Source organism: Streptomyces aurantiaciflavus (genome assembly GCF_049808595.1).
In the GTDB taxonomy this organism is placed as follows: domain Bacteria; phylum Actinomycetota; class Actinomycetes; order Streptomycetales; family Streptomycetaceae; genus Streptomyces.
Genome location: NZ_JBNCAQ010000028.1, coordinates 88,182 through 105,754, shown reverse-complemented (window position 1 = coordinate 105,754; position 17,573 = coordinate 88,182). Strand labels below are relative to the sequence as shown.

General features: G+C 70.5%; 13 protein-coding genes. 1 reads left to right on the top strand and 12 read right to left on the bottom strand.

Translation table 11 applies throughout. The features are described 5' to 3' along the window. Positions 1-104 precede the first annotated feature (104 nt). From ACPT94_RS29555 to ACPT94_RS29530, 6 genes are all read right to left on the bottom strand, one after another. On the bottom strand, positions 105-1,697 hold the full coding sequence (locus tag ACPT94_RS29555) for a solute symporter family protein (RefSeq protein ID WP_425247225.1): 1,593 nt from the start codon (positions 1,695-1,697) through the stop codon (positions 105-107). Continuing rightward, complete coding sequence (locus ACPT94_RS29550; RefSeq protein ID WP_360343611.1) at positions 1,694-2,257, bottom strand: DUF485 domain-containing protein; 564 nt, start codon at positions 2,255-2,257, stop codon at positions 1,694-1,696. The genes ACPT94_RS29555 and ACPT94_RS29550 overlap by 4 nt, the downstream gene beginning before the upstream one ends. A gap of 80 nt (positions 2,258-2,337) precedes the next feature. Further along, complete coding sequence (locus tag ACPT94_RS29545; protein ID WP_360343608.1) at positions 2,338-3,021, bottom strand: response regulator transcription factor; 684 nt, start codon at positions 3,019-3,021, stop codon at positions 2,338-2,340. Then, positions 3,018-4,169, bottom strand: coding sequence for a sensor histidine kinase (locus ACPT94_RS29540; RefSeq protein ID WP_360343605.1), 1,152 nt, complete (start codon positions 4,167-4,169; stop codon positions 3,018-3,020). Before ACPT94_RS29540 ends, ACPT94_RS29545 begins: the two co-directional genes overlap by 4 nt. Further along, positions 4,166-4,690, bottom strand: coding sequence for a DUF1453 domain-containing protein (locus tag ACPT94_RS29535; protein WP_360343602.1), 525 nt, complete (start codon positions 4,688-4,690; stop codon positions 4,166-4,168). The genes ACPT94_RS29540 and ACPT94_RS29535 overlap by 4 nt, the downstream gene beginning before the upstream one ends. 501 nt (positions 4,691-5,191) lie before the next feature. Beyond that, positions 5,192-7,315: a DNA gyrase/topoisomerase IV subunit B gene (locus ACPT94_RS29530; protein ID WP_360343599.1), complete on the bottom strand. Its 2,124-nt coding sequence runs from the start codon at positions 7,313-7,315 to the stop codon at positions 5,192-5,194. 445 nt (positions 7,316-7,760) lie between these two features. Here ACPT94_RS29530 and ACPT94_RS29525 point away from each other — a divergent pair, with 445 nt between their 5' ends. Next, complete coding sequence (locus ACPT94_RS29525) at positions 7,761-7,991, top strand: DUF7455 domain-containing protein (protein ID WP_360343596.1); 231 nt, start codon at positions 7,761-7,763, stop codon at positions 7,989-7,991. Between the two features lie 217 nt (positions 7,992-8,208). On the opposite strand, the gene ACPT94_RS29520 is transcribed toward ACPT94_RS29525, so the two are convergent. The 6 genes from ACPT94_RS29520 to ACPT94_RS29495 form a co-directional block, all read right to left on the bottom strand. Continuing rightward, positions 8,209-9,060: a S1 family serine peptidase gene (locus ACPT94_RS29520; RefSeq protein WP_425247224.1), complete on the bottom strand. Its 852-nt coding sequence runs from the start codon at positions 9,058-9,060 to the stop codon at positions 8,209-8,211. Between the two features lie 136 nt (positions 9,061-9,196). Then, entirely contained in the window at positions 9,197-10,738 is a 1,542-nt protein-coding gene (locus ACPT94_RS29515) for an RNA polymerase sigma factor (protein ID WP_360343590.1), read from the bottom strand. Between the two features lie 426 nt (positions 10,739-11,164). After that, positions 11,165-12,052 (bottom strand): FadR/GntR family transcriptional regulator, encoded by an 888-nt coding sequence (locus ACPT94_RS29510; RefSeq protein WP_360343587.1) that lies wholly within the window; start codon positions 12,050-12,052, stop codon positions 11,165-11,167. A 162-nt stretch (positions 12,053-12,214) separates the two neighbouring features. Then, positions 12,215-14,389: an ATP-binding cassette domain-containing protein gene (locus ACPT94_RS29505; protein ID WP_360343584.1), complete on the bottom strand. Its 2,175-nt coding sequence runs from the start codon at positions 14,387-14,389 to the stop codon at positions 12,215-12,217. Between the two features lie 269 nt (positions 14,390-14,658). Continuing rightward, positions 14,659-15,417, bottom strand: coding sequence for an NUDIX hydrolase (locus tag ACPT94_RS29500; protein ID WP_360343581.1), 759 nt, complete (start codon positions 15,415-15,417; stop codon positions 14,659-14,661). A gap of 131 nt (positions 15,418-15,548) precedes the next feature. Next, positions 15,549-17,468 carry a glycogen debranching N-terminal domain-containing protein gene (locus ACPT94_RS29495; RefSeq protein WP_425247223.1) on the bottom strand — a complete coding sequence of 640 codons (1,920 nt, stop codon included), beginning with the start codon at positions 17,466-17,468 and terminating at the stop codon, positions 15,549-15,551. Between the last annotated feature and the right edge of the window lie 105 nt (positions 17,469-17,573).

The window sequence follows — 17,573 nt, the reverse complement described above, 5'->3', positions numbered from 1 at the left end:
TCCCTGGATCACGTACGCGGCCCCGCGGGCTTCCCGGTCATCGGCCGGGTTTCCGGACCACCTGACGCACCTGTCCCTCCCTGCGCCGGCCGCCTGAACCGCCCCTAGACGGCGCCCGCCCCCGTCAGCGACCGCACCTCGGTCTCCGCGTGCTTGGCCTCGTCGGCGACCTCGGTCGAGGTGACGGTGCCGAGCCAGCCCGCGAGGAAGCCCAGCGGGATCGAGACCAGGCCGGGGTTCTGCAGCGGGAAGAACTGGAAGTCGACGTCCGGGAAGAGGGACTGGGGGCTGCCCGACACCACCGGCGACAGCAGGACGAGCACCAGGGCCGGCACCAGTCCGCCGTACACCGCCCACACCGCGCCCCGTGTGGTGAAGCCCCGCCAGAACAGCGAGTACAGCAGGACGGGCAGGTTCGCGGACGCGGCGACGGCGAAGGCGAGGCCCACGAGGAAGGCGACGTTGAGATCGCGGGCCAGCAGGCCCAGCCCGATGGCGATCGCACCGATTCCGACGGCGGCGATCCGCGCCACCGCCACTTCGCTGCGCGGTCTGGCCTGTTTGCGCCGCAGGGAGGCATACAGGTCGTGGGCCACCGACGCCGAGGAGGCGAGGGTGATCCCGGCGACCACCGCGAGGATGGTGGCGAAGGCGACAGCCGCCACGATCGCGAACAGAACCGTTCCTCCCGTGGAATCGGCCCCACCGCCCAGGTCGAGCGCCAGCAGTGGAACTGCCGTGTTCCCGGCCGCGTTCGACCTGCGCACGGCGTCCGGACCGACGATCGCCGCCGCGCCGAAGCCAAGGACGATCGTCATCAGGTAGAACCCGCCGATGAGCCCGATCGACCAGACCACGGAACGCCGGGCGGCCCGCGCGGTCGGAACCGTGTAGAAGCGGGACAGGATGTGCGGCAGCCCAGCCGTGCCCAGCACCAGCGCCAGCCCCAGGCTCATGAAGTCCAAGCGCGCCGTCCAGTCCCCGCCGTACTTCAGCCCGGGCGCCAGAAACGCGGCTCCGTGCCCGCTGCGCTCCGCCGCCGTGAGCAGCAGCCGGTCGACGTCACCGTGGAAGCGCACCAGGACAAGCACGGTGAGCGCGATCGTGCCGCCGAGCAGTAGCACCGCCTTGACGATCTGAATCCATGTGGTGGCGCGCATGCCTCCCCACGACACATAGATCACCATGAGCGCACCCACACCGATGACCGTCCATGCCTGGGCCGCCTCGCCGGTCTTGCCGAGGAGCAGTGCGACCAGGCTGCCCGCACCCACCATCTGCGCCACCAGGTAGAGAACGGACACGGTGACCGAAGAGGTTCCCGCCGCGATCCGCACCGGCCGCTCGGTCATCCGCGCCGCCACCACGTCGGCCAGCGTGAACCGCCCGCAGTTGCGCACCAGTTCGGCGACGAGGAACAGCACCACCAGCCAGGCGACGAGGAAACCCACCGAGTACAGCAACCCGTCGTAGCCGAAGAGCGCGATGAGCCCGGAGATGCCGAGAAAAGAGGCGGCCGACATGTAGTCGCCCGCGATGGCAAAACCGTTCTCCATCGGTGTGAACAGCCGCCCGCCCGCGTAGAACTCCTCCGCCGAACCACGCCGCTCGCGGCTCACCCATGTCGTGATCCCCAGGGTGACGGCGACGAAGGCGCTGAACAGCAGCAACGCCAGCGTCTGATGGTCGTCGGTCATGAGGCACCGCCACTCCGCGCTTCGCGCGTCAACTCCTGAGTTTCCCACCGCAGTTCGAGCGCGGCACGGTCCCTGCGCAGTCGCGCGTGCCGGGCGTAGGCCCAGGTGAGCAGGAACGTGCTGAGGAACTGCCCGAGCCCTGCGAGCAGCGCCACGTTCACCGCACCCACCACAGGCCGCGCCATGAACCCGGGCGCGGTCGTCGCGGCCACGACGTATCCCACGTACCAGAGGAAGAAGCCGACGGACGCCGGGACCACGAACCGCCGGTACCGGCTGCGCACCTCCTGGAAAGCCGCACTGCGCTGCACCTCGAGGTAGACCTGTGCCGCCGCCACGGCCCCGTCCTGCCGCTCCCGACGCGTTATCGGAACCTCGACCATGGGGGTGCTCAGGCTGTCCGACTCGCCCCATCCCGAGGCGAGGGCGTCGTACCACGGATCCTCGTACCGCACGCCTCCGGACGCCCCCACGAACGCCGGGACGTGGCCTTGCCGATGGTCACCCGAACTCTCGGAACCGAGCCCGCTGCTGAGGGCACGGCCGTTGCTTGGCTGCATGCCCAAGGATGGACAGAACGGGAAGATCCCTGACTCTTCTTCCCCTCGCTCTTCACCCCATCAGGTGACCAAGCATCCGGTCACCCCGTCGGCGGCCGCACCACCCCCTTGCCGTACGCGTAACGCACCGCCTGGGCGCGACCTTTGATCCCCGTCTTGGCGAACAGGTTGTTGATGTGGGTCTTCACCGTCGCGGTGGACACGTGCAGCCTCCGGGCGATCTCCTGGTTGCTGAGACCTTCGGCGATCAGGACCAGCACCTCCGTCTCCCGTGCGGTGAGTCCGTCCGGTGGTTCGACGGGTGCCGCCGGCTTCGGCTCGGGGGCCGACAGCCGCTCCAAGAGCCGCCGCTGGACGCCCGGCGACAGCCCCGCGTCGCCGGTCAGGACGCTGTGCACGGCCCGCACGATCTCGTCCCCGCCCGCGTCCTTGGTCAGGTATCCCCGCGCTCCCGCTCTCAGCGCGGGGAACAGGGAGTCGTCGTCCGCGAACGTCGTGAGCACGACGACCTGCGTGCCGGGATGCTCCGCCCGGATGCGCCGAGTCGCCTCGACGCCGTCGCATCGGGGCATGCGCAGGTCCATCAGGACCACGTCGGGGGCGAGTTCGGCGACCAGCTTCACCGCCTCGTCCCCGTCTGCGGCGGCGCCCACCACCTCGATCCCCGGCAACAGCCCGAGGAGCATCACGATGCCTTCCCGGACGACGGTCTGGTCGTCCGCGACCACGACCCGGGCCGGCCTCCTCTCCGCCTCCTCCGTCATACCGGCACCTTCAGCGTCACCACGAACCCTTCCTCGTCCGGCCCGGCTTCGAGCGAGCCCCCCAGCAGTTCGGCGCGCTCCCGCATGCCCAGCAGACCGTACCCGCTTCCCACCTCGGCGAGTTCGCCCGGCGAGCCCCCCGAGTCCCGTACGTCCAGGGTGACTTCCTGCGGCCGATACTCCAGTCTCATCTGCACCTTGGCCCCTGGCGCGTGCTTGCGCGCATTCGTCAGCGCTTCCTGGGCGACCCTGCGCACGGCTTGCGCCGCCTCGGCCGGCAGCGCTCTGCGTTCACCCTCGACGGTGACCTCGGCACCGTCCGCCGTGCGGACGAGTTCGGTCAGGAAGTCCTCCAGGGGCGTCAGCTCGCCGCGAAGCGCGGAGAGCGCCTGCCGGGTCTCATGAAGACCGTCGCGGGCCATGCCCCGTGCCGCCACCACCCGTTCGAGGATCTTCTGCCGGTCCGCGCCCCGCTCGATCAGCAGCCGCGCGGCTTCCAGGTGCACGAGCTGCGCCGACAGGCTGTGGGCCAGCACATCGTGGATCTCCCGGGCGATACGGGCCCGCTCCGCCAGCGCGGCCGACTCCGCCTCGGCCGCCCGCGCCGCTCTCTCCTGGGCGAGCAGCCGCTGGGCGTTTCCCCGGGCTTCGGCGTCCAGGCGCAGCACGTACCCGGCGAGGGCCAGTCCGCCGGTCGTGGTGGCGGTGGTCAGCCACCCATCGCCGTTGACCGCGGCGAACGAGGCGAGCCCGACCGAGGCCGACGGCAGCGCGGCGGCCAGAGGCAGTCGCTCCAGCGCCGCGATGGCACAACCGCACCACAGAACGGTGGCCGGTGATTCGAAGCCGCTGACATGGGCGGCGACCGCGAGCCCCAGCAGCAGGACCATCAGTGCCAGGGAGGGCCACAGTCGGTGCTCGAGCGTCATCCGGAGGAACGCCCAGGCCAGCACGCCCGCCAGAAGGACTCCGCCCACCCCGGCGACCGTCCCCCAGCCATGGACCCGGCTGTCGTGGAAGGCGCTCCACAGCAGCACGCCGAACACCAGCAACCGCAGGGCCCAGGCCAACAGCCGCCTCGGCCGTGGGATCCCCTCACGGCCGAGGGCCTCCCTGGAGGGCCAGCGCGTCCAGGCGACGTCCGTCACACGCGCTCCTTCCACGCGGGATGGGGCACGTGGTCACCGTACGCCGTGGTCCGCGCGGACGTCCCGTTCAGGGACTGCACTCGCCACATCAGGATCCCGGAGCGGACCAACAGGGTGGCCGCGAGTCCCAGCAGCATGGCCGAGCTGTCCTGGTGGACGCCCAGCATCACGCCACACGCGTAGAGGCCGACGCGCAAGCCGATACCGGCGCCCCAGACAGCCACGCTCGCCTTGGTGCTCCGGCTCCAGACGGCGCCGTCCGCTTCCCTCCATATGCGGGTGGTCCAGGCCCAGCCGGCTCCCGTGGCCAGACCGACGAGCAGTTCGGTGATCAGCAACAGAGCCGACGCGGTCTGGTGGTGAGCGTCGAGAAGGTCGGGCTCGCGCAGAGCTATGACGGCCAGGACCCCGGGCAGAACCCACCAGCGCCGATCGGTGCCGACCCGGCTCGTGCGGAACTGACGCATGATCACCAGGGCGGCCACGGCCAGGATCAGCAACGCGTTGACAAGCCCGGACATCGCAGCCTCCGTGTGCGGGAAGGGACTGCCGACAGCGAGTGCCGCCGACGCCTTCGACGCTACGGAAACGCGCAGGTCCGCAGATCGGAGCCGGGGTGGATCATGGGTGGATTCACGAAGGCTCGATTCTCCACCCACGGGTGGAGCCGCGTTGGAACGCCGCTGGTCAGCACCGACACGACTGGGCACGGAAGAGGACCGGACCAGCCTGGGCACGAGCGTGCGGCACCCGGCACCCGGCCTGCGAGCCCGATCGAGGGCGGCGAGCCGGGCACGGCTTGCCTCGCCCCGGCCATCCCACGGGCGCCGCCCCGCTCCCCGCCGCCGGCTCACCGCGTGTCCGGGTCTCCCTCCTCGGGGGGCCGACAGACCCCCCTTCACCTGATCCGGCAGCCCGCCCCGCCATCTGACATCCCGTTGGACGAGCTGCGGCCACATCTGCTCAAGCTGCCCCGGCCAAGCCCGACCGGCAACGGCCCGGCGCAAACTCCGCCGCAGCGCCTACGCGTCGATGCGCGAGCGGTCCAGGGTCGCCGCCGAGCTGGAGATGAACTCCTTGCGCGGCGCCACGTCGTTGCCCATGAGGAGGTCGAACACCTGCTCCGCCGCCTCCAGGTCGGAGAGGTTGATCCGGCGCAGGGTGCGGTGACGCGGGTCCATCGTCGTCTCGGCCAGCTGGTCGGCGTCCATCTCACCGAGGCCCTTGTAGCGCTGGATGGAGTCCTTGTACCGGATGCCCTTGCTCTGGAACTCCATGAGCTTGTCGCGCAGCTCACGGTCCGAGTACGTGTAGACGTACTTGTCCTGGCCCTTCTTGGGCTGGATGAGCTCGATGCGGTGCAGCGGCGGCACGGCGGCGAAGACCCGGCCGGCCTCCACCATGGGCCGCATGTAGCGCTGGAACAGGGTGAGCAGCAGGCACCGGATGTGGGAACCGTCCACATCGGCATCGGTCATCATGATGATCTTGCCGTAACGGGCCGCGTCGATGTCGAAGGTCCGTCCGGAACCCGCGCCTATGACCTGGATGATCGCGCCGCACTCGGCGTTCTTCAGCATGTCGGTCACGGATGACTTCTGGACGTTGAGGATCTTGCCGCGGATCGGCAGCAACGCCTGGAACTCGGAGTTCCGGGCGAGCTTCGCCGTACCGAGCGCGGAGTCTCCCTCGACGATGAACAGCTCGCTGCGATCGACGTCGTCGCTGCGGCAGTCGGCGAGCTTGGCGGGCAGGGACGAGGACTCCAGGGCCGTCTTCCGGCGCTGTGCGTCCTTGTGCTGACGGGCCGCGATACGTGTGCGTGCGGCGGCGACCGCCTTCTCCATGACGACCCGCGCCTGAGCCGCGGCGTCCCGCTTAGTGGAGGTCAGGAACGCCTTGAGTTCCTTGGAGATCACGGTGTTCACGATCCGGCGGGCCGCCGAGGTACCGAGGACCTCCTTGGTCTGACCCTCGAACTGCGGCTCGGCGAGACGAACGGTGACGACGGCGGTGAGGCCCTCCAGGGCGTCGTCCTTGACGATGTCGTCCTCGGCGACGCGCAGCAGCTTCTTGGTGCGCAGGACCTCGTTGAGCGTCTTGGTGACGGCCTGTTCGAAGCCGGCGACGTGGGTGCCGCCCTTGGGGGTGGCGATGATGTTGACGAACGACCGCAGCGTGGTGTCGTAACCCGTGCCCCAGCGCAGCGCCACGTCGACGCCGAGTTCGCGGGTGACCTCGGTCGGGGTCATCTGGCCGTGGTCGTCCAGGACCGGGACCGTCTCCTTGAACGTCCCCTGGCCGGTGAAGCGGAGGACATCGCAGACGGGCTTGTCGGTGGCCAGGTACTCGCAGAACTCGCTGATGCCACCGTCGAAGCGGAAGGACTCCTCACCCTTGCTGCCACCCTCACCGAGGCCGTACTCGTCGCGGACGACGATGGTCAGCCCGGGCACCAGGAAGGCAGTCTGGCGGGCGCGTTGGTGGAGGGTCTCCAGCGAGAGCTTGGCGTCCTTGAGGAAGATCTGGCGGTCGGCCCAGTACCGCACGCGCGTGCCGGTGCGGGTCTTGGCGATCCTCTTCGCCTTGCGCAGACCGCCCTTGGCCTCGAACCCGGCGTCCGGCCCGTCCGCCGTGAACGCTCCGGGGACCCCACGGCGGAAGCTGATCGCGTGCGTGTGCCCGCCACGGTCGACCTCGACGTCCAGGCGGGCGGACAGGGCGTTCACCACGGAGGCACCGACGCCGTGCAGACCGCCCGACGCGGCGTAGGAGCCGCCGCCGAACTTGCCGCCGGCGTGCAGCTTGGTCATGACGACCTCGACGCCGGACAGACCGGTCTTGGGCTCCACGTCGACGGGGATGCCCCGGCCGTTGTCGCGGACCTCCACCGAGCTGTCGTCGTGGAGGATCACCTCGATGTGGTCGCAGTAACCACCGAGGGCCTCGTCGACGGAGTTGTCGATGATCTCCCACAGGCAGTGCATCAGGCCACGGCTGTCGGTGGAGCCGATGTACATACCCGGGCGCTTGCGCACGGCCTCGAGGCCCTCGAGGACGAGCAGGTGCCGCGCGGTGTAGTTGGAACCGTCCCGGTCTGCTCCTGCCAGCAGCGCTGTGGACGGCACGGACGTCTCGGCGGTCACGCGGTTCGCTCCTCGCTGAATTTCAGGTGGGCCCTCGTGGGGAAGGGCGCGGCTTCGGTCGCCGCCATGAGGGTACCGAGGCCTGGTAGAGCCGTTGTAACGCCACCCTCGTCTGGAACTCAGACTAGTCCAGAGTCGCATGCGTGTTCGATCCCTCGATGGAGTGAAGTACATATCACGTTCCCTTCGAGGCATGAACCATTTAGGCTCCGGGCACGTCCTCATGAACAAACCGGCAATCCAGCCGGGGGGACCTGACCATGACCGACAGCGCGAAACCGTAAGAAACAACTGACACGCAATACGGCACATTCGCCGCCAAACCGGCAGCAGACGGCCACCTCGGAAAGATTTTTTTCGAGGAGAAGCCACGAGCGGGAACGTTTTGGGGCTGGTTGGATGTTGACCCTGGTACGACAGCTCGTCGAGCTAGAGAAGAGGCGACGTGACTACTGTTCTGACCCCCGCGAGCCCGCTGACGGCCGCTGACCGCTGCGACCGCTGCGGCGCACAGGCGTACGTGCGCGTCGTCCTGCTCAGCGGCGGAGAACTGCTCTTCTGCGCCCACCACGGCCGCAAGTTCGAGCCGGAACTCAAGAAGATCGCCGCTGAGATACAGGACGAGACGGAGCGGCTGACGGCCGTTCCCGCAACCGCCTCCGACGAAGAGCGCTGACCGTTCGCGTTCCACGACGAGCCAGATCCGGCACAGGCCGGCACGTGGGCGGGCCCCCCCCCCCCCCCGGGGGGGCGCCCCCCCCCGGGGGGGGGAAACCCCAGGTCCCACCCCCCCCCCGCCCCGCCCCCGCCGGCCCGGGGGCCGGCCGCCCCTGCTCCCAGGGGCGGCCGCCCACACTCGTTACTCGTCACGCGAAGACCACGGCACCGCTCCGTCAGGCAGTCCTGAGCGACGCCCGAGAGCCGGTGTCCCAACGCAGCACCCGTACGAGGTCGGACACGCGCGTGTAGACGCCCGGGCTGCTCGGCCGCCCGCACCCGCTGCCCCAGGACACGAGCCCGATCAGTCGGCCCTGAGCGACCAGCGGCCCACCGCTGTCGCCCTGGCAGGCATCGCGGCCGCCCTCCACCTCCCCGGCGCACACCATGGTCTGCGCCTCATACGTGCCTTCGGCCGGCCCCGGATACGCCGTCTCACAGTGGCTGTCCGGCAGCACATGGAGACGAGCGGCACTGAGGGTGTGGGCGTAGGAACCGATTCCGGTGGTGTCGCCCCAGCCGTAGACCGTGGCCTCCGTTCCGGGCGCGTATGCCGGATCGCCCGCTGCGGCCATGCCGATCACCGAGGACTGCGGCAGCGCCTCGGTGAGCTTGAGCACAGCGAAGTCACCCACGTTGCTGGAACTGTCGTAGGCCGGATTCACCCACACCTCGTCCACGGGGATCTCACGGCCCGCGTCCGAGTAGAGGTCGGTGCGGCCCGCGACGACCTTCAGGTCGGTCGCCCGGGGCGAGCCCAGGACCTCCTTGGCCATGCAGTGGGCCGCCGTCAGCACCGTGTCGGGGCCGACCACCACTCCTCCGCAGAACTGCCCTGACCGCATACCTCCGAACCGGTCACGGCTGGACAATGCGACGGTCCAGGGGCTGGCGGAGACATCGACCGGGAAGCCACCCACGACAACGCCGTCGGAGGCCGCCGGAGAGGCGGAGACCAGCGGTATCGCCATTGCCGCGGCCGCCAGGGCCAGCGGCCGGGCCAGGGCCCGGACAAGGGGACGACACATACACGCTCCTCACTCTGGAGTGACCGGTGGACACCAAGAGTGATTCAGCTCATGACTGCGCGCACCTGCGCACCCATGCCGAAGGCCCGGCTCCCATCAGGGAGCCGGGCCTTCCGCGTCGTCCTGCGACCGCGCCTCAGTCGAGGTAGTCGCGCAGCACCTGCGAACGCGACGGGTGGCGCAGCTTCGACATCGTCTTGGACTCGATCTGGCGGATGCGCTCGCGCGTGACGCCGTACACCTTGCCGATCTCGTCGAGGGTCTTCGGCTGACCGTCGGTGAGACCGAAGCGCATCGAGACGACGCCCGCCTCGCGCTCGGACAGGGTGTCGAGGACGGAGTGCAGCTGCTCCTGCAGGAGCGTGAAGCTGACCGCGTCGGCCGGGACGACGGCCTCGGAGTCCTCGATGAGGTCACCGAACTCGCTGTCGCCGTCCTCACCCAGCGGAGTGTGCAGCGAGATGGGCTCGCGGCCGTACTTCTGGACCTCGATGACCTTCTCCGGGGTCATGTCGAGTTCCTTGGCCAGCTCCTCCGGGGTGGGCTCGCGGCCCAGATCCTGGAGCATCTGGCGCTGCACGCGCGCGAGCTTGTTGATGACCTCGACCATGTGCACCGGGATACGGATGGTGCGGGCCTGGTCGGCCATGGCGCGGGTGATCGCCTGGCGAATCCACCAGGTGGCGTACGTGGAGAACTTGTAGCCCTTGGTGTAGTCGAACTTCTCGACCGCGCGGATCAGACCGAGGTTGCCCTCCTGGATGAGGTCCAGGAAGAGCATGCCGCGGCCGGTGTAGCGCTTGGCCAGGGAGACCACCAGACGGAGGTTGGCCTCCAGGAGGTGGTTCTTGGCGCGGCGGCCGTCCTCGGCGATGATCTCCAGCTCGCGCTTGAGCTTGGGGGCGAGCTTGTCGGCGTTGGCCAGCTTGTCCTCGGCGAACAGACCCGCCTCGATGCGCTTGGCCAGCTCGACCTCCTGCTCGGCGTTGAGCAGGGGGACCTTGCCGATCTGCTTGAGGTAGTCCTTGACCGGGTCGGCGGTGGCGCCGGCCGCGGCGACCTGCTGCGCGGGCGCGTCGTCCTCGTCCTCGTCGGAGAGTACGAAGCCGGCGCTCTCGGCGCCCTCGGGCTCGTCGCCCGCCTTGGGGGCCTCCTCCAGGACCTCGTCCTCGAGGAGCTCGACGTCGTCCTTCTTGGCAGTGGTCTTCTTGGCCGCCGTCTTCTTGGCGGGCGCGGCCTTCTTGGCGACCGCCTTCTTGGCGGTCGTCTTCTTGGCAGCCGCCTTCTTGGCGGGGGCGGCTTCCTCTGCGGGGTCGTCCACAGCGGGTGCGGCCGGGGCGGCCGTGGTGCTGGCGGTGGCCTTCCTGGTGGTCACCGTCTTCGCCGCGACCGTCTTGGTGGCGGTGCGCTTGGCCGGACTCTTCGCTGCGACGCTCTTTCGGGTGCGCTTGGGCTCCGCGGCACTGACCATCAGCGTCACACCCTCTTCCTCGAGGATCTGGTTGAGGCTGCGCAGTACGTTCTTCCACTGAGTGGCCGGAATCTGGTCAGCTTCGAAGGCCCGACGCACATCGTCGCCGGCGATCTGCCCCTCAGCCTTTCCCCGCTCAATGAGCGCCATGACAGAGACGGACTCGGCGATCTCCGGCGGGAGCGTACGGGATGTGCTGGCCGACACGAACAACCTCTCGGAACGTTGGAAAACGGCTTCCGGCCCCGTCCATGGTGGACAGGAACCGACCACCGGCCTGGGGGTGGGCCGACGGCGCGGGCAGGGGCCGGGAAGTTCCACAGCGCCTTGAACGGCGTCTGTATTCCCTCCGCGGCTGTCACCTCTTAGGTCATCGCGTTGTTCCCACGAGCGTTACGCCTAATCTTCGTGGCCCGAGTCACACCCCGTAAGCGTTCAAAAACGGTCAGACGCGGGCAGATGAGGTCACCCGCGACGTCTACCCACGCCGCCGCGACCCAACCCGCCTGTCGCACCGTCGGACCCCGCAGGCCCATGATCGGGTCCTGCGGGGTCCGACGGGAGGCGGGGAACCGGCCGAGGGATGACACAGGAGGGGGAAGACATCCCCGGCCCCACCGTCGGCGGCTGCGCTCAGTGCTCGCGCGGCGCAGGAACGACGCGCTCCACCTCGGGATGGACGGTGAGCAGCTGACGCATGGCCGCCTCCGCCCCGGCACCGTCACCCGCGGCAAGGGCGTCGACGATCCTGCCGTGGTGGGTCAGAGATCCCTCGCTCGGTCGGTCACAACCCGTGACCGGGCCACCGGACACCTGGAGGGCGGCCGACACGATTCCGGAAAGGTGTTCCAGCATGCGGTTGCCCGCGATCTGGATGAGCAGCGAGTGGAACTCCGCATCGGCCCGGGAGTAGGTGAGCCCGTCACCCTGCCCCATCGCGTGCCCCATGATCTCGACCATGTCGGCCAGCCGCTGCTGGACGTCCTCGCGCCCGTGCCCGGCGGCGAGGCGGGCGGCGAGCGGCTCGATCGTCCAGCGCAGCTCGCTCAGCTCGCGCCGCTGGTCGTCGCGCTGCGGACCGAAGGCCCGCCACTCGATGATGTCCGGGTCGAGGAGGTTCCAGTCGCTCACGGGACGCACGCGCGTGCCGACGTTCGGCCGGGCACTGACCAGGCCCTTGGCCTCCAGGACACGGAGCGACTCACGAACGACGGTGCGGGAGACCTCGAAGCGCTGGCCGATCTCCTCGGGCACGAGTGGGCGATCGGCGCCCAGATCGCCGGAGACGATCATCTGGCCCAGCTGCTGGACGAGTTGGCCGTGCAACCCGCGGCCGCGGCTGCCCGCGGCGCGCCGGCCCACACGGCCCAGCTCGGGGTCCGCGCCCTCCCAGACAGGAGCTCCCACGCGGTCGGCGGCAGGGGCCTCGGCGTAGGGGTAGCGGTCGAGTTCGCCCGGGCCGGCCAGACCGGAGTCGGCGGAGCGGGCGGCGGTCATCATGGTGTGCGCAAGGGTACTCACGGATCCTTTGTCGGCGCCCCCTCCAACTCCCTTGAGGTCTTTGGTGAAAAGCACACGAAAGGGTGATCGCTCACCCCATCGCAATTGACGCCTTATCGGAAAGAAATGGGCTTTCTACGGGGAGTTGCGCACAAGCCGGGACCGGATAGGCACGCACAGTCATCATCGGACCCTGCTTCGCAGGGTCGAGAGCAGATACGCGCACAGCAGGGCGGTCAGCAACAACGCCAGTGCCCAGCCAACCGGTTGGGCGATCACCCGTACCGCGGCGCCCAGATAGCGCTCTCCCCCGAAGGGCCACTGCAGCAGGAACACCTCACGCAACCGCACCGAGAACCCGGCCGCCGCCCGCACGGACGCGCTCTCCACGGCCTTCTGTACGAGGGGTACGCCCACCACCGGCACGGCGACCACCGCAGCGAGCCCGGCCGTGGTGGACCGGAAGACACCTGCCGCCAGGACACCGGCCCAGGCGCAGCCGATCAGGAGTGCCATCCAACTCGCGCTCAATCGAAGCCAGTCGACGGGAACCTGTGTGAGCTCCCGTCCGTAGACGAGATAGAGCACTTCGGCGTCGCATCCCACCGTGAGGAAGGCCAGCATCAGCGCGGTGAACGCGGTGACGAGGAGCTTCGCGGTCAGCAGGCCCAGCCTGCGGGGCACGGTGCCGCGGTCCGCGGCCAGCGCGGGGTGGCGGAACTCGTCACCGAAAGCGAGCGCACCGAGCAGCCCCGCACCGAGCGCCGCGGGGGGCAGCGGTAGCTCCACGGGCCAGGCTGCCAGCAGTCGCGACTGCGAGGTGTGGCCCATACGGGCAAGGAAGAGCGAGGTGAGGGCGGAGACGAGCAGCACGACGACAGCGGTGACGAAACCCGTGCTGATGCCGGTGGCACGGCGGAGTTCGTAGCGGAGCGGCCGGAGGGGGCTGGGGGCGGGGCGCACGGAGATGGGGGGCGGCAGAGCAGGAAGGGCTCTGAGGGTTCTGGGTGACGTGGAGCGGCGGGCGTTCTTGCGGGAGGGTCGGCCGACTTGTGTGGGGACGTCCACAGGCGGGTGGGAGCGGTCGGCAGGGGCATCCGCGAGTGCGGCCGGGTCGGCGGCGGGCCGCGGTTCCTGGACGGAAGGCGGCTGCGCCTGGCCGGCGGTGGAGTGCTGGGCTTCGTCGGCTGCACCGGACGGCGCTTCGTCGGCATCGGGGCGTGCTTCGACGGCGACGGACACCAGATCCATGCGTGGGTTGCCGGAGGCTGTGTCCTCGGCAGCCGCCACGGAGTGCTCTGTCAGGGTTTCGTCCGCCGCGGGCTCCGCACCGCTGGGCGATCGCTCCATCGACTGGTGCGGCACGGGCGAGGACGCTCGTCCCCCTTCCGCCGTGTGCGGCGCGCCAACGGCGACGGCTTCTCGAGCTTCGCTCGCCGAGCCGTCGCCATCCTGGGCCTCGATGGGCTCGTCTCCCGCTCCCGGACCCATGTCGCCGACCTCGTCGGCGAGTTGGTGGACGAGGATGCCGTTCCGAAACGCCGTCTCACCCACGTCGGCGCAGGTACTGCCGTACACGGAGAGCCGGTTGCCGTCTTCTTGTACGACTTCGACGGAACGCTGCGCGGTGCGCGCTTCCTTGGTGAGCAGGGCGGCGAGACGGGCGGCATGAGGGCTGCGGACAGCGATGCGGGGCCGCAGCCGGGTGCGGGCGAAGTCCGTGGCCTCCTGGTCGGCGACGAGCCTGCCTCCGTCCAGGGTGACGACCCGGTCGGCGATGCGCGCGGCTTCCTTGGGGTCGGACGTGGTCGACAGGACCGTGCCCCCCTGGGCCGCGTGTGCGCGCAGCATGCCGTGCAGCCAACGGCTTTCGCGCTCGGAGAGCCCGTCGGCCGGGTTGTCGAGCACGAGGGTGTGCGGGTCGGCGAGGAGGGCACAGGCCAGGCCGAGTCGGCGGTCCATGCCACGGGACAGCGTGCCGAGGCGCTCGTCGCGCAGGCTGACCAGACCGACCACTTCGAGGACTTCGTCCGCCCGCCGGACCGGAACGCCTGCGGCGGCGCACAACATGCGCAGGTGGCCGCGGACGGTACGGGCCGGGTGCCCCGGCACATCGCCCAGGAGGACGCCGACCTCGCGTGAGGGGTGGGGGATGCGGTGAAGGGGGCGGCCTCTGAAGTAGGTGACGCCGCGGCCCTGTTGGAGTTCGAGAATGAGCCTCAGTGCTGTGGTCTTGCCCGCGCCCGGCGCGCCGAGCAGCACGGTGATGCGACCTGCGCGCGCCTCGAAGGAGACATCGTCGAGGGCGGGCGGAAGCTCCTTGCGGGGATTGCTGGTCAGTCCGAAGGCCTGGATCACCCGTAGCAAGATAGCGTGCTATGTCCGGTTTTTCAGGTATCGCGCGGCTGGCTGTGCGGCCGTGATCGACGGGAACGGGTGCGTGTCCGTCGCCACGGGAGCAGCAGACCAGATCGCCGGAACCGTCGGCCAACAGCGTGCGGGAACAGCCGGAGCGACGCCGGAGCCGCGTCGGCCCGACGCCAACCGCCCTGGCTGTCAAGGGAATCAACAAGGGTGCCGCCCGCCTGAGCCAGCAGGTGACGGTCAGTGGTTGCGGCGCGCCCGCGTCACACTTCGGGCCGCAGCATCGGCGGGTTGAGCAGGGTCGCGCCGCCGGCGTGGAAGAGCTGGGCCGGGCGGCCGCCCTGTCGTGTGGTGGTGCCGCCGGTGGGGACCAGGAAGCCAGGGGTGCCCGTCACCTTGCGGTGGAAGTTGCGCGGGTCCAGCGCCACGCCCCACACCGCTTCGTAGACACGGCGCAGCTCGCCGACGGTGAACTCGGTGGGGCAGAACGCGGTCGCCAGCGAGGAGTACTCGATCTTGGAGCGGGCGCGCTCCACCCCGTCCGCGAGGATCTGGGCGTGGTCGAAGGCGAGCGGTGCGACCGGTTCGCCGTCACGTCCGTAACCGCCCTGTTGCAGCAGTTCCTCGACGGGTGCCCAGCGCGCGTTGCTGGCGTCGCCGCCGGCTCTCGGAGCGGGCAGGTCGGGGGCGAGCGCGAGGTGGGCGACGCTGACGACCCGCATCCGGGGATCACGCTTGGGGTCGCCGTAGGTGGCGAGCTGTTCCAGGTGGGCGCCGTTGTCCTGGGCCGGGACGGAAGGGTCGTGGGCGCGCAGTCCCGTCTCCTCGGCCAGCTCCCGCGCCGCGGCCTGGGAGAGATCCTCGTCTGCCCGTACGAAGCCGCCCGGGAGCGCCCACCGCCCCTGGAACGGCGGCTCGCCCCTGCGCACCGCCAGCGCGCACAGGGCATGGCGGCGCACGGTCAGCACGACCAGGTCCACGGTGACGGCGAAGGGCGGAAAGGCCGACGGGTCGTAGGGCATGCGGCGATCATAGTCGTCTTCCTGACGATAAACACTCCCTTCACCGGCCGCTTCGGTGGCTGATCCACTCCGATACGGCGTGGCAGTCACCACTCCGCCCCGGTTGCCGTCCTGTTTCGCGTCATGCGAGGTCACACTCCCAGTTGCAGTCCGTCAGCCGCTTCCTCGACCATGGCGAGTCCGAGTCGGCTGACCCGTACGGAGAAGGGGGCGCCCGCGACCCGCAGTCCGGTCAGACCGATCTCGCCGAGGGGCGCGCTGGCCATGGGGCGCAGGGTGACCGTCCCGGCCGGAGCGTCGGGACGAACGCCCGCCACAGTGGTCAGCAGCAGGACCCCCGAGGCGGCGGCGGTGGCGGCGGGGCGGCAGGCGGCCGGGTGCGGGAGTGGAGCGCTCCCCTCGCTGCGCTGCTCACCCGCGTACATCTCGGGAAGGCGGTGATCGAAGGCCGCGGCCGCAGCCAGTACGCCCCGCAGCAGTGAACCGGCCTCCTTCTCGTAGCCCGCCGCGGTCAGACCCGCAACGGCGATCGCCGTCTCGTGGACGCGTACGGCACCGCTACGGTGCCCGAAGGCGTTGTAGGCCGTCTCCTTGGCGCCCAGACCACGCAGCCCCCAGCCCGAGTCCATCACCGGGCTGCCGAGGAGCCGGGCGAGCTGTTCCGTCTGCACCTTGTCCAGCAGGCCCGGAGCGAGCTCGCCGCCGCCCAGCAGGCCGGTGTCGAGCAGGTGGACCGTGGTCACGCCCAGGTGGGGCAGGGGCCGTCCGTCCGGAGTACGGGCGGCGGCAGGCCGGCCGCCGCCCCGATCGTCGATCCAGAAGTCCTGCCGGAACGCGGCCCGCAATCCGCGTGCCCAGTCACGCAAGCCGCTTCCACCCGGTCTGCCGAAGGCGTCGAGCAGGTCGGCGCCGAGGAGTGCCGCGCGGTGGGCATGGGCCTGGGTCTCGCAGCGGACAGGACCGCCCGGTTGGGGATCACGCAGGTACGGGCCTTCGCCCACGGTCGCCCGTAGCCACGTCAGGCAGCGCTCGGCCGACGGCAGCAGTTCCTCCGTCTCCTGGTCGTGCAGTCCCCACCGCCGGGCCTCCGCGAGGAGTACGGGGAAGAGCAGGGTGGCCTCCGTCCCCGTGCAGCCCGGCGGAAGGTGCGGGCCCGCGTCCCGCCTCGGTCCAGGGATCAGGCCGGACTGCGGCCCCCGGCCCATGACCTGGGTGCGGGCGAGGGTGCGGAGAGTGCCTGCCGCGAGCCGGGTGCCGAGGGGCAGCGTCATCCGGGCCGCGGCGAGGGCCTCGGCCGGGGCCAGGCCGCAGCGCCACGGTGCTCCTGCCGCGAGGTGCGTGTCCACGGTGTGCGTCGGGTCGCGGACCAGCAGAGCCTGCAGGTCCGCGATGCTCGTCCTCAGGAGCGCGGGGACGCGGGGGTCGTCCCCCGATGCCCGTGCCGGAGCCAAGGGACTCGTCGCCGTGCGCCCCGTGGCCCGGACCGGGCCCGGGCCGTCCAGGCGCACCCGCAGCTCCACGGTCACGCTGCCGCCGGGTGGCAGGTCGAAGTCCCAGCGCAGAAGTCCCGCGGAGGCGAGTGCGTCGGCGGGCGGCGGGTCGGCCGTGACGCACGAGGCCCCGGTGGCGCAGGACCAGCGCAGGCCGGCGTCGTGGACGCTGGCGGGCAGTTCGGGTCCGACGGCCCCGGCCGCGACGGCCCCGAGGTCGGCGAGGTCCGTGCCCAGGGCCACCTCCACCGGCAGGCGCAGCGGACGCGGGGCGGCGCTGCGCAGTGTGATCCGCTCCCTGCCGTCCGCCGAGCGGGTCCGCTCGACGACGACGTCGGGGTCGGGGCCTCCGTGAGGGGTGACCCGCAGGGTGCCGACGAATCGGGCGCGGTCGGCCGAGGCCATCCGGGCCTGCACCGCGAGCGGTTCACGTCCGGCCACCCGCACCTGGCACCGGGACAGCACGCGCCGCCCTGCCCGGTAGTACCCCTCCAGCCCACGACCGGCCAATTGCCCCTCTTTCGTGGAGATGGCGAGGCCCGGCAGGGCAACGCAGATCATCGCCGTGTGGGTGGAAGGCAGGTCGGTGGAGCGGCGCGGTGTCGTCGGCGGGCCCGGTGGCGCGGCGCCTTTCGCCGAGCCAGGAGCGGGGCGCCGTGCTGGGCC